The organism is Thermopirellula anaerolimosa, assembly GCF_054657335.1.
The window spans coordinates 304,898-317,336 of record NZ_BAAHYX010000004.1 but is presented as its reverse complement, the minus strand read 5'-3'; the positions used below and the strand labels follow the sequence as shown (position 1 = coordinate 317,336).

General features: G+C 61.2%; 8 protein-coding genes. 3 read left to right on the top strand and 5 right to left on the bottom strand.

Annotated features, from left to right (window positions below):
* Positions 1–5: 5 nt before the first annotated feature.
* On the bottom strand, positions 6–278 hold the full coding sequence (locus ACYQ6J_RS01840; protein ID WP_460182488.1) for a LapA family protein: 273 nt from the start codon (positions 276–278) through the stop codon (positions 6–8).
* Between the two features lie 232 nt (positions 279–510).
* Here ACYQ6J_RS01840 and ACYQ6J_RS01835 point away from each other — a divergent pair, with 232 nt between their 5' ends.
* Positions 511–3,837, top strand: a complete 3,327-nt coding sequence (locus tag ACYQ6J_RS01835) for a GH116 family glycosyl-hydrolase (protein WP_460182487.1) — start codon at positions 511–513, stop codon at positions 3,835–3,837.
* Positions 3,838–3,881: 44 nt separating this feature from the next.
* Entirely contained in the window at positions 3,882–6,425 is a 2,544-nt protein-coding gene (locus ACYQ6J_RS01830) for a hypothetical protein (protein WP_460182486.1), read from the top strand.
* A gap of 83 nt (positions 6,426–6,508) precedes the next feature.
* Here ACYQ6J_RS01830 and ACYQ6J_RS01825 read toward each other — a convergent pair whose 3' ends face one another.
* The 4 genes from ACYQ6J_RS01825 to pdxA form a co-directional block, all read right to left on the bottom strand.
* The gene (locus tag ACYQ6J_RS01825) at positions 6,509–7,813 is read right to left on the bottom strand and encodes a hypothetical protein (protein WP_460182485.1); all 1,305 of its coding nucleotides are present in this window, start codon (positions 7,811–7,813) and stop codon (positions 6,509–6,511) included.
* On the bottom strand, positions 7,810–8,670 hold the full coding sequence (locus ACYQ6J_RS01820; RefSeq protein ID WP_460182484.1) for a hypothetical protein: 861 nt from the start codon (positions 8,668–8,670) through the stop codon (positions 7,810–7,812). Before ACYQ6J_RS01820 ends, ACYQ6J_RS01825 begins: the two co-directional genes overlap by 4 nt.
* 183 nt (positions 8,671–8,853) lie before the next feature.
* Positions 8,854–9,954 carry a hypothetical protein gene (locus tag ACYQ6J_RS01815; protein WP_460182483.1) on the bottom strand — a complete coding sequence of 367 codons (1,101 nt, stop codon included), beginning with the start codon at positions 9,952–9,954 and terminating at the stop codon, positions 8,854–8,856.
* A gap of 511 nt (positions 9,955–10,465) precedes the next feature.
* Complete coding sequence (gene pdxA, locus ACYQ6J_RS01810; RefSeq protein ID WP_460182482.1) at positions 10,466–11,518, bottom strand: 4-hydroxythreonine-4-phosphate dehydrogenase PdxA; 1,053 nt, start codon at positions 11,516–11,518, stop codon at positions 10,466–10,468.
* A gap of 280 nt (positions 11,519–11,798) precedes the next feature.
* Here pdxA and dtd point away from each other — a divergent pair, with 280 nt between their 5' ends.
* Positions 11,799–12,266 (top strand): D-aminoacyl-tRNA deacylase, encoded by a 468-nt coding sequence (gene dtd / locus ACYQ6J_RS01805; RefSeq protein ID WP_460182481.1) that lies wholly within the window; start codon positions 11,799–11,801, stop codon positions 12,264–12,266.
* Positions 12,267–12,439: the final 173 nt, after the last annotated feature.

Sequence of the window (12,439 nt, the reverse complement as noted above, 5' to 3'; positions counted from 1 at the left end):
CACCATCACGAGCTTGGTGCGGGTTCATTATCGTGCGGTTTTACCGCAGGGTTGTGCCTCTTGCCGGAAATTGAGATGCGGCCGCCGACCAAGATTCCCGCCAGAAATCCCGCCGCCGCCGAGACGAAGACGAGCGCCGCTCCCGAAATCGACAGATTCCAGAACAAGAATTGCACATCATAGGCCGCCGCGTTTTGGACCACGAAGACCACTAACACGGCTGTAAGCCCCAACATGATGATCAGTTTGAGTCGCTGCACGGGGTTTTCCTTGCTCAAGCGGAGTTCTCGTCACGACGATCCCTTGGATTGACGGCGTGCTCATTCGGTCGTTAGATTACACTCCCGACTGAAGAGCGACAAGACTCGGGCTTGTCAGCCCGGCGCTCTTATGCGATCCCGCCGAAAGCCGAGTGTGCCGGGAGACGCCGGGTTGAGCCGCGCGAGTACTCGCGTCGCCTTCGTACTGCGTTGTTCCCTTTCCCCGCTAACTTGATTCTGAGGTGCCGCTGTGCTTGCAATCCTGGGAACGATCCTTGCCGTGATCCTCGTAGGAGCGTTCGGCGGCGTCGCCGCTGCTTCCGACTACGATGCCTTGATTCAGCGGAATCCGACACTCAAGTGGTATGCGCCGCTTCAAGACGCGGATTCGCTTTCGGGAGCCGTGGTGCGTGGCGGGGCGCCGACTTGGGGACCGGGGCCGGACGGACAGAAGGCGACAATCTTCGATGGGACCGACCATCTTACTTGGGGGCCGCGACCGGATTTGGGAGGCGACGAAGTCACGGTGGAATTGTGGTTTTCACCGGGCTTCGACGCGATGCCGTACAACCCCTGTCTCATCGCCATGCGAAAGGACGGAAACCATCAGCTCACGCGATGGAGTATCCATCTCCACGGCGATCGTTCCGCGATCGACCTGTGGAATGGGCGTTCCGTGGCGCAATATCGTCCCGTGACGGGGGAATTGCAGAAAGGCAAGTGGTACCATTTGGCCGTGACGTCGGGGAAGGAAGGGACGGTCGTTTACCTTAACGGTGTGCCCTGCGTAAACGACCAAACGCCCTGGACGGTGAACACGGAACAGCGGGATTGTCCGCTGAACCTTGCTTCGTCTCAGCCTTCCGGAGCGGAGCGATTCACAGGCGGGGTGGCTCATGCGGCAGTGTACGCGGGCATCCTCAAACAGGACGAGATTGCCGCCCATACCGATGCCTTGGGTTTGCGGGAGACCCGCTTGGCGGGCGAGGAATCGCGGCGTCGGATGTTGGCGGAAGCCGCAGCCAAGGAGGCGGCACTGGAGGAAGCTCGGGAAAAGCGGCGGCAAGAGTTGATGCAGGATCCGGCCCTTTTTGCACGCGGCGAGCCGACCGTCTACGAGGGTGAACACTTGACGGCCATCGATCTACCGGTGGGAGGCATCGGCGTGGGGGCGGTACACTTTGACGGTACCGGTCGGCGGCACGCGTGGCAAATCTTCGGCAATGTAGCCTACCGCTCAATACCGAACAGCTTTTTTGCGGTGCGAGCCAAAGTCGGGGAAACCTATGCCGTGCGCGCTTTGCAAACGATTGGCGAGGGTCCGCTGCCCGGCATGAAATCAGTAAGATTGCACGCTCGATACCCCTTGGCGGAATACGTTTTCGAGGACGACGAAGTCCCGTGTCACGTCAGCATGGAAGTGTACGGTCCGTTCATCCCTCTGAATGCCGGGGATTCCGCCATTCCCTGTGCGATACACCGTTTTCATTTTCGCAATCCCGGGTCGGTGCCCGTGGAAATCGATCTCTTGGCGACGCAATTGAACGCGGTGGGATATCGTGGCGACGGTCCCATCGAAGAGGATCGTCATCCGTCGTTGGGAGGGAACGTCAACCGCATCCTTCGCCGCGCGGGGGCGACGTGGCTGGTCATGGATCGCGAGGGAGGCTCGGGCGGGGACATGGTTCTCGCCGTCAACGATCCTGAAGCCGCAGGCGTTCCGGCTTGGAACGACTTGAATGAATTGGCCTCGCAATTCGGTCAAGGTACTATCCGCGGGATGGAGGGGGAGGGCAGGGCAGGGCCGTCTCCCGAGGGGCGGACCTTGCGAGGGGCCATCGCCGCCGGTCTGAACTTGGCCCCCGGCGAGACCAAAACGCTTACCGTGATCTTGGCCTGGTATTTCCCGGACCTTCCGGCAGGGCAGGGGAATTGGGGAGGCAAAGGCCGCAAGTACGAGTCGGTGTGGCGAAACGCCGTAGAAGTGACGGACCAGGTGCTGGCTAAGGAGGAGGAACTTTACGCCGGTACCCGTTTGTACGTCGATACGTTGTACGACTCAAATCTGCCCTACTGGCTTTTGGATCGGATTGCGAATCAGACGGCCATCCTTCGCAGCGGGACCGTGTTTTGGACCAAGGACGACTACTTCGGCGGTTGGGAGGGCTGCAATTTGGACGCGGGCTGCTGCAAGGGTAATTGCAATCACGTTTGGCATTATGCCCAGGCTCATGCACGATTGTTCCCATCCATCGCCCGATTGATGCGGCAGCAGGAATTTCGATTTCAAAAGCCGGACGGGGCGGTTCCGCATCGCCAGCCCGACTCGTTCCCGGCCTTTGACGGCCAGTGCGGCGCGGTGTTGAATTCCTACCGCGAGCATCTCATGTCGCCCGATGACGCTTGGTTGCAACAGCATTGGAGCCATATCCGCTCGGCGATGGAGTACCTGATTCACCGTTGGGATTCCGACGAAAACGGGGTTCCCTCCGGTCCGCAGTGGAATACGCTGGATGGCGAGTTGGGCGGTAGTTCCTCTTGGTTGGGCAGCCTCTACTTGGCGGCATTGCGTGCCGCAGAGGAAATGGCTCGAAGGGTCGGCGACGGGGATTCCGTGGAACGCTATCGGCGGATATTCCGCGTGGGGGCCGCCGAGCAGGATCGCACCTTGTTCAACGGTCACTATTACATCCAGATTCCCGAGGCGACGCCCTATCAGGATTACGGCGACGCCTGCGGTATCGACCAAGTGTTGGGACAATGGTGGGCCTGGCAATTGGATTTGGGCGCGGTCTATCCGGAGGACCATGTGCGATCGGCATTGAGCCGGCTTTTCCTCTACAACTTTCGCGGCCGCATGGAGGGTTTGCCGCAGCGCCCGAGGAAGTTCGTGGCCGATGAAGACGCGGGAATGCAGATGTTCGTATGGCCGGCGGGAACCGCGCGCCCGGCCAAGCCGATCCAATACGCCGACGAGGTCATGAGCGGTTTCGAGTACTCCGCCGCCGCCGCTATGGTACGAGGCGGCTTGCTGCAAGAAGGGTTTACCGTGACGCGGGCGATCGCGTTGAGATACGACGGCAAATTGCGGCAGGGCTTGTCGCCGGGGAATTACACGAGTTGGGGTTATTCGGGGAATCCCTTCGGCGATGACGAGTGCGGTAAGTTTTATGCCAGAGCCATGAGTTCGTGGTCCCTGTTGACGGCCTGCCAAGGCCTGATCATGGACGGGCCCGCCAAGACCGTGGGATTCCTGCCGGTCTGGCGACCTGAAGATCACGTCTCTTTCTTTACAGGGCCGGAGGGTTGGGGGCTCTATCGACAAACGCGAAAAGAGGCAGAATGGACCTTCCGGATCGAGATGCGATACGGTGTCCTGGATGTCGGTCGTTTCATTGGGGCATTGCCGCCGGGAACCCGGGCCGCGGCGGTCCGCGCGACTGTGGACGATCAGGAAACGCCCACGACCGTTTCCGACACGGATGGACGGCTGGTTTTGCTGTTCCCGGAACCGCTCCGGTTGGAAGCGAATCAACGATTAGATGTCACAGTGCGGCTTGGAGAAGCAGGGCGATAGCGGGTGCGTGGGAAATCGTGAAGAGGCATACGGAGACGCGAAAGATGCCGCCGTCCCTGACACACCGTGATCGCCGACGCATGCCCCCGGCGATTCAGGCGGGAGACGAATCGGGGCGTGCGCGTCTCAACGGGCGGAGCCTGATTGCGGCGTGTCTGACCGCCGCGTTAATCGGGGCAGCGGGCGTTTCCGATTCCCGGGCGGTGTCGGGCGAGACCAGTGGACCGTCGGTCGTTCGCCGGATATTCCGCGATCAATCGCACGGCGAGAATCTGCTCAAGCCGGATGCTTGGCGCCCTTACGGCAAGGGTTATGTGCAGGGTGACGGCGGGAGCTTCATCTGCGACAACGGCAACGAAGCGGTCCAGCGAGGCGCCGTACAAACAGTGGAACTGAACCAGACCCGACCGATGCCGATCGCGGCATTTGCCGAGAGCGCGGCCGAAGAGGTGGGCGGCGGCAAAGACGCCAACTATTCGTTGTATCTGGATCTGGTCTATCAGGACGGCACGCCGCTGTGGGGCCAATCCTTCGCGTTTTCCCCAGGCAGTCACGACTGGGAGTCGGCCAAGGTACTGGTCTTTCCCGACAAGCCGATCAAGCGGGTTTCGGTGTACCTGCTCTTTCGGGGACATACCGGGCGGGCATCGTTTCGCAATGCACGCTTGCACGAACTGAAGACCGCAGGAGCAGTCGTCCGATTCGACGGCATACCTTGCTTGCTTTCGCAGCCCCCGCAAGAGGGTTTCAGCGTGAGAGACGTCGCCGCCGATTCGGACTTCGTGGCCATCGACCGGACCGCCTTGGGATTGGAATTGGATGTTCGCCGTTCCGAACCGAGGGACGCATCGGCACAACCGTCCGAGGAAGCCGCGTTCTACGACGTCAGGCTCAAGGATACTACGGGGCGGGATCGCGCGGTGACTTTGGTGTTTTCGCTCCCGGATGCGCGGGTTCACCAAAACGGCGAGGGGCGGGTGAAGTGGTGCGGAGGTCCGGATACGGCCGAAGCGACGGAGTCCGGTCGGGAATACTTGATCGTTTCACCGACCCAAGCGGGAACGGGTCGGGGGCTGTCTCGTTGGCCCTTGGCGGCGATCGTCGGCGACGGGCGGGGGTTGGCCTTGGGCATCGATATGGCTTACCCTGCCGTCTACCGTTGCGGGTACAACTCGGGTTCGGGCGAGCTTTACGCAGCCTTCGATTTGGCTCTTACCAAAGAGAAACCCGAGGCAACGCTGCGATTGGTGAAGTTCGCCTTCGATTCGGAGTGGGGCTTTCGGGCGGCATGGGACAGGTACCGGACGTTGTTTCCCGAAGCGTTCGCTGCGCGTCTTTCTCGGCACGGTCTTTGGATGCCCTTCGCCAAAATCAGCGAGGTGCGGGAGTGGCAAGATTTCGGTTTCGCCTTTAAGGAGGGCGACAACGAAACGGCTTGGGATGACGCCAACGGCATCGTCACGTTTCGGTATACCGAACCCATGACCTGGTGGATGTCCATGCCGTCGGACGTTCCCAGGACCTATGACGCGGCGACGGCATACGCGGAGAACATGGCGGAGCGGGGTGATGTGCGGGCATTGGCATGGCGGAGCAGCAGCTTTCGCGACGCCGACGGACGGATTCCCGTGCGTTTGCTCGATACGCCTTGGTGCAACGGGGCGGTTTGGAGCATGTGTTCCTTGCCGCAAATCCCGGGCGATGCCACCGATTTCCGGCTGAAATGGAACGACGGACTGCGGGATCGTCTATACGGCCCGAATCGCACAGCCGATTTGGACGGAGAGTACATCGACTCCAGCGAAGGTTACGTGACCGATGAGTTGGATTTCCGTCGGAATCATTTCGTGGGCGACCGACCGCTGACGTTTGATTCTCAAGGTTTCCATCCGGCGGTTTTCCGTGGGTTGATCGTCTACGAATACGTTCGCGCCATCGCTCAAGACGTGCACCGCATGGGTAAGTTCATGATGGCCAATGGGACGCCGCACCATTTGTGCTGGCTGGCGCCTCTTTTGGACGTGGCCGGAACGGAAACCAACTGGAATCCAGGCGGACGGTGGCGTCCGATGGCCGTCGGGGAGTTGCTGTATCGCCGGGCCTTATGCGGTCCCAAGCCGTATTGTTTTCTCCAAAACACCGAGTTCGAGAAGTTTGGACCGGACTTGGTGGAGAAGTACATGAAGCGATCGTTGGCCTTCGGGATGTTTCCCGGCTTTTTCAGCGCCGACGCCTCGACCGGGCATTATTTCCGCAGGGCCGAACTATATGAGCGGGATCGGCACCTCTTTCGCAAGTATGTCCCCCTGTGCCGCCTGCTTTCTGAAGCCGGATGGGAACCGGTGACTCGGGCACGGACCAACGGTCGGGGTATCCACTTGGAGCGTTTCGGCGAACGTTATCTTACGGTATTCAACTTCGGCGAAGCGAAGGAGACGGCGGTCCTCGAATTGGCCGACGGGTGGCGGTCGGCGACGACCGCTCGCGACCTAGTCACCGGGCGGCAATTCATCGTTCAAGACGGTCGACTGGAAATCACGCTGGACGCCGAGGACGTGGCCCTGCTGGACTTCGGGGCCAAGCCGTAGCTGCCTGTTGCGGCAGCAAAGCCGTTGCAAGGGAATCGCGTTGGGGCGTTCCGGTTTGGATTGCGAACGGCAGTTCCGAGTTCTCAGCGCACTTTGACGCGGAACCGGATGATGCCCCCTTCGCCCGGCTTGAGAGGCTGATCCAGTTCCCATTGCAGGAGCGAGGAACCGGCTTCGTTGGCCTGGGCGGAGAAGGCGGCATCCACGCTGGCCTGCGCGGAGTCGGGTTCGTACTCCAATCGCGGACCGAGATTATCGATGATGACCGCACGCTGGATGGTCGCGGTGCCCACGTTGTCGAATCTGAGAGTGAAGTCCACGAAATCGCCGGGTTGCGCGGCGTCGGTGGAAGCCACTTTGATCAGTCGCAGTTTGACCTCGCCCTGCTCGCTCTTGACCGTGTAGATCGCGTGCAATTTGGTCGTCGCGACCGCTTCGGCCGCCGCCGTGCCGTCGAGTATGATCTGGACGGCCTGATCGGAGGACCAAGCCATGGCGGCTTGGACGCTTGCCGAGAGCGTCGGGATTTCCTCCGAATCCAGCGTACCGCTCACGATCGTGCGGAAGTTTTCGTAAGGCTTGAAGGCGTCGCTGAAGCCTCGCAGGTCGAGCGATTGAGAAACCGCGCCGTCGCCTTGGCGAGATAGGAACAAACCGGCGCCGCGTCGGCCCGTGGTTCCCAATGGCTGGTACCGTTGCGTTCCCACGCCGGGTTCCAGCATTTCTTCCCGCTGTGCTAGATGCGTGGGCAGGTGGACGCCCGCCGTGCTTTCCGCTTGATCGTTCTGCTGAACGCCGACGACCTGTCGCACCGCGGCGAATCGGGGACTGTAGATGAAGGCACGATTGAACGGCTGAACGACGGTCCTGCCGTCGGCGGAAGTGTACTGCGCGACTGCGTCTTCGGGATTCAAACCGATCACGCCGTTTTGTGAAGAGGCTGCGAAGGGGGGGAGGTCCCCGCCGTCGGCCAGGAATTCATCCTGAGGCCAAGGGGCGGCCACGCCGGGCGGCGTCCAGTTCGTTTGCGGCATGCCGGGAGGCATACCCAGGGGAAGCGGAGCAAAAGGCGCGTCTTGGACGGCGGTTGCCGGCGTCGTCGTTTCGATATTCCGTGCATTCTCTACAGGAACGATATTCTGCGCGGGAACGATCGGGCTTCCCGGACGGGCGGCCGGCAGACCGGAATAAGGCCCCGGTGGGACGCCGTTCATCTGCGAAAGGGCAGGGGAGGGCAGGGGGGGACCGGCTACCGGGGAGTGGTTCAACGTCGTTCCCAGCGGACGGCAGGAGCAGAGAATCAGCAGGCACCCGGCCGCAGGAATCCAACGTAAGACCGGTTGAAGCAAATCGCGGCGGCTTGGCCGTGACGCGTTGAGAGTTTTCATCGTACGCCTCCAGCAACTTCCGGGAGCGCAGGCGAAAGGGAGGCCGATTCGGTTCGCGGCGGACGCGGGAGGAGCTTGACCTTCGCCGGGTACGGCACAAACGGCGGACACCCAAACAGAAACGCCGGGTCCGCCTGTTCCTCCGGCATGGGGAGCCTTCCGCCGAGGCGAAAGATCGCCACCGGACGCCCCAAGACGTCCGCCGTCGCCAACGGGTCTTGATTCGGCGGTACGTCGAACCAAGGTTGTTCCGGGCCGGTTGCCGCGGCAGGTACGGCTTGGGTGGGGTCCTCTAGGTAGATGACGCGCGTAACGAATTTGCCTTCCAATGCCAATCGAAGGTCGTCAATGGTAAGCTCCGCGATGATGGGAAATTGGACTTCCCGACCGGGAGGAGGATAGGTGCGATCCACGATCTCCAAGGTGGGAAACAGCTCCATCCCCTCTTGATTCACCAAGGGGATTTCCGTCAATCGCAGGCGATACACTCGGCCGATCAGCAATCCCGCCGTGAAAGGCACGGGGCGAGGATCGGAGAACACGCCGTTTTCAGCCAAGGATACGTTGAGGCCCGCCGGACCGCGAATCTCGACCGGTTGGAAATAGTTTTCCACCGGGCCTCCGCGATGGATGCGTGTCGTTCCAATCAAACCCGGCGGAGTTCGTGCGTTGAAATAGAGGTGCGGCGAAGACGGCTGCGCCATGACGCGCGGCGACCACAGGATGGCGACGAGGCATAGGAAGATGATTCCATGAACGCTACCGCCGCCGTGAGTTCCTAGGAACGGGACCGAAGCCGACGGTCGCCCGCCCGTTTCGAGTTCGTGGTGATCCTGGGATAAGTGATATTCAAACATCGCGTTGGTCTTCGCATCTTGGAGCGACTGAAGGTTTCCGCTTGGCTCGATTCGAATCGACCATGAAAAACGGCCATCCCGTCGTGGAAGTCGTGACTCTTCGACGAGGGACGGCCGTCTTGGGTGCGTCGGCGAAAGGTTCATACGGCCCTTGCGCCCGGTTGCCTTAAGCATGCCGCTATTTCACTGCGGCGTCGCGTCCGTGGGGCAAGCCTCGGCCGGCATCGACTGGCCGACGACTTCATTCCCGTAGGACATGGGTTGCCGATAGACGGTCGGTCCCGGCAGCGTCTGCTCGTTAATGAACACGTGGTTGGCCGGCTTAGGATAGCTCATGCCCGGGCTTTGCTTGACATCGACGCGGAAGCGTTCGGTCGGTGCGGGCATGTGGACTCGCGTGTGATTCACCATGACGTGGCGTTGCAGACCGGCCTGGCCGCCCAAGGGAACGTGCGGCGGACCGGGCAGCCCGATCGGCGTTCCGCTGATCGGCATTCCGTATTGCGGGGCATTCACCCCGGAGATGTAGTTCTGCGGGACCGTACCGCCCGGGACGCCCATCGCTTGCGGAGCGAAGGGGGTGCCTTGCAGACCGTTGGGATAGCCGGCGGGAACCACGTCCTGCGGTCCGATCGCCTCTCCCGGCACCTCGAGGTCACGGTTGCCGATTCGCACGATGGCGAGGATCGAACCGCGACGATCGGCCTCCACGATGGGATCGACGCCCGGATCCAGTCGCGTGCTAACCAAGGTCTCCACGCCGGCCAAGGCCAACTCTTGGTAATTCGGGTCCGGCAGATAAATCACCTTGGTCACGAAATTGCCGCTGAGCACTTGGTCGAGGTCTTCCTCGGTAATCTGCACGGGAATGGCGTTATGGGCAATGAAAGCCTCCGTGCGGGGCATCGCCGGACCGACTTCCAGAGTCGGGTACAACTCGACGCCGGGGCGGCCCGGAATATTCGTGAGCTTCAAGCGATACATTGCACCCTGCGGAAAGTTGTACCGTCCGGGGCAAATTAGCGGGTCGGAATCGAACGCTCCGGGAGCGGTGACATCCCAAGATACTTGCATGCCCTCCGGACCCGCGAAAAGAATCTGGGACACCGGCACTTGCGCGGGCGCCAACATGGGCATGTAGGCCGTTTGAACTCCCGGGCCGGGACCGCCGACGCCGGGACCCGGCTCCATCAATTGTTGGGCCGGCGGCAGGTTCTGTTGAAAGGGACCTTTGCAGCCCACCAGGGTCAGCAAAGCGACGCACACCAAACTTCCGTATCTCATCAGACATCCCCCCTAAATGGAATCCGCTCGGCGGGCAGTCATCGGCGACATCGCATCCAACGCCGGTGACAGTATTTCTCCGTCTCTCCGTCCGAACCGACCCGGGAACACCTCACCAGACCATTTGCGACCGAACCTCCAAGGACCCGGTGCGGGAGAGCCGTTAGCCTCCTTCAGGGTTATCGTCGGCCGATTTTGCGTCGATTCTTTGGTAAATCCGGCAAAATCATCAACCTGCGCATCCTAAACCCAAGCGGAAGCTCGCGTTTTCTCCGAATAGACCGAGCATTGGTTTTTATCGTCACAATTAGGGCGGAAGTGCCGTCAAAATCCGCCGCCCGCTCAACACTTCCGCAAAAGGAAAGCGCGGACACCACGTGCCGCCATTCGTGCGAACGCACGAAAACCCGGGAAGGTCTAAAGGAATAGCGAGCGTGAGACGATCGGTGGATGACGGAACTTCCGTCATCGGAGCAGACTGGGTAAAGAGAAGGCTTTGTCGCGCCGAAAGCTAAGCGGCAGGCGCCGAGGTCGTTCTCTTGGCGGCAAGCAAGGCGGCAACGCGGGTCGCTTCCAGCAGGCTGCCGGGATCGGCGATGCCTTTCCAAGCAATGTCGAACGCGGTACCGTGGGCGACGCTGGTCCGAACAATCGGCAAACCGACCGTAACATTGACCGCTCGTTTCATCCCCAGCAATTTCAGGGCGATGTGACCTTGGTCGTGATACATCGCCACGACGGCGTCGAAACGCCCGTCTCGAGCGTGGACCATCACGGAATCCGCGGGCAAGGGGCCGTCCGCGTTGATTCCCTCGCTTTGCGCGCGACGGACGGCAGGCGCGATGATGGTGGCCTCCTCCGTGCCGAACAGGCCTCCCTCGCCGCCGTGCGGATTCAAAGCGCACACGCCGATGCGAGGTTTGCCCTCTTTCAGCAGCGTGACGAAGCCGTCGACCAACCGGATTTTGCTGTGGATTTCATCGACGGTCAGCGCCGAGAAGACCTTGCGCAGGGCCGTGTGCAACGTTACGTGAATAACGGATAACCCGACGGGATTCCGCAGCGGGGCCCCCGGCGCCAAGTAAAGCAGCATGGCGAATTCCCGCGTGCGGCACAATTCCGCGAACAACTCCGTGTGGCCCGGGTAGTTGTGGCCCGCCTTTTGCAACGCCTCTTTATTAATAGGTGCGGTGACGACGGCTTGCACTTTGCCGGACAGGGCCAACTCCGTGGCCAAGAGGATGGCCCAATGCGCAGCCTCTCCGGCGCGGGCATCGATTCGCCCGGGCGGGATGTCCGGGGCGTGTCCGTCGCCCAGAGTTAGGCAGGGGATGCAGCACGGCGAGGGATGTGCGTCCTCTATGTTAGCGACATCGCGCACGTCTAATTGCAGTTTGCGAATGGCGGCGGCGCGCCGCAGATAGTCCGCGTATCCCACCACAACCGGACGGCACCACTGATGCAATTCCTGGGAAGGCCAGGCGGCGGCAATGATTTCAGGACCGATACCGGCGGGGTCTCCCTGTGTGATGGCAACGAGCGGTTTGGCGTTGGCGACGGTCATGACGGAATCTCCCTCGAACGGTCGGACGGGCGATCGCCGTGTTTCCCTTCGTGACTCATTGTAGGAATCCGGCGCCGACGGTTGCAAATCGGTTTTTGATTCTTCGCCGTTTTGGGCGATCTGCCACGGCGACCGGCGAAAGTGTATTGCGCGCCACGTTTTGCCGTTTTCCGCCGCGAATCGGAATCTTATCATCTTAGCATGCCTGGGGACTCGCCCGGCATGGTCGGATCGCCCCGCGGCATGCGGTGAACTTGGAGCATGAATCCGGAGCAGCGGAATGAAAGCGTGCATACAACGGGTCGGATTTGCCCGGGTGCGTGTGGCCGGCGATGTGGTCGGCGAGATCGGTCGCGGCCTGGTGGTCCTGCTCGGCGTCGCCGAGAGTGACGACGACGGCGATGCCGAGTTGCTCGCACAAAAGACGGTCGGCCTTCGCATCTTCGAGGATCATGAAGGAAAGATGAATTTGGCTGTGGGAGAAATCGGCGGGGCCGTTTTGGTCGTTAGCCAGTTCACTTTGTTGGCGGATTGCCGCAAAGGACGCCGCCCGAGTTTCACCGATGCTGCTCCTCCCGAACAGGCCGAGCGACTTTACCGGGTATATACCGAAGCCATGAGAAATCTGGGACTGCCCACGGCGGAGGGGCGTTTTCGGCAGCATATGGAGGTGGAACTTCTGAATGACGGTCCCGTGACGATCCTGCTCGATTCGGAGGAATTGCGACGTCCGCGACGCGGGACCTGAGGGTTGGATTCCGGCAAAAGCTACAATTTCTTGGCCCCACGCCCTGCCCGACCGAACGCCCGGTGGGCGAGGAAGACGGCGTCGACGTCCAAGCAATGTCATCGCGAAGCGAATAAACAAGAATAGGCGGTTATTCGAGCGACTCTCATCCGGCCAGAGAGTCGTATGAACGG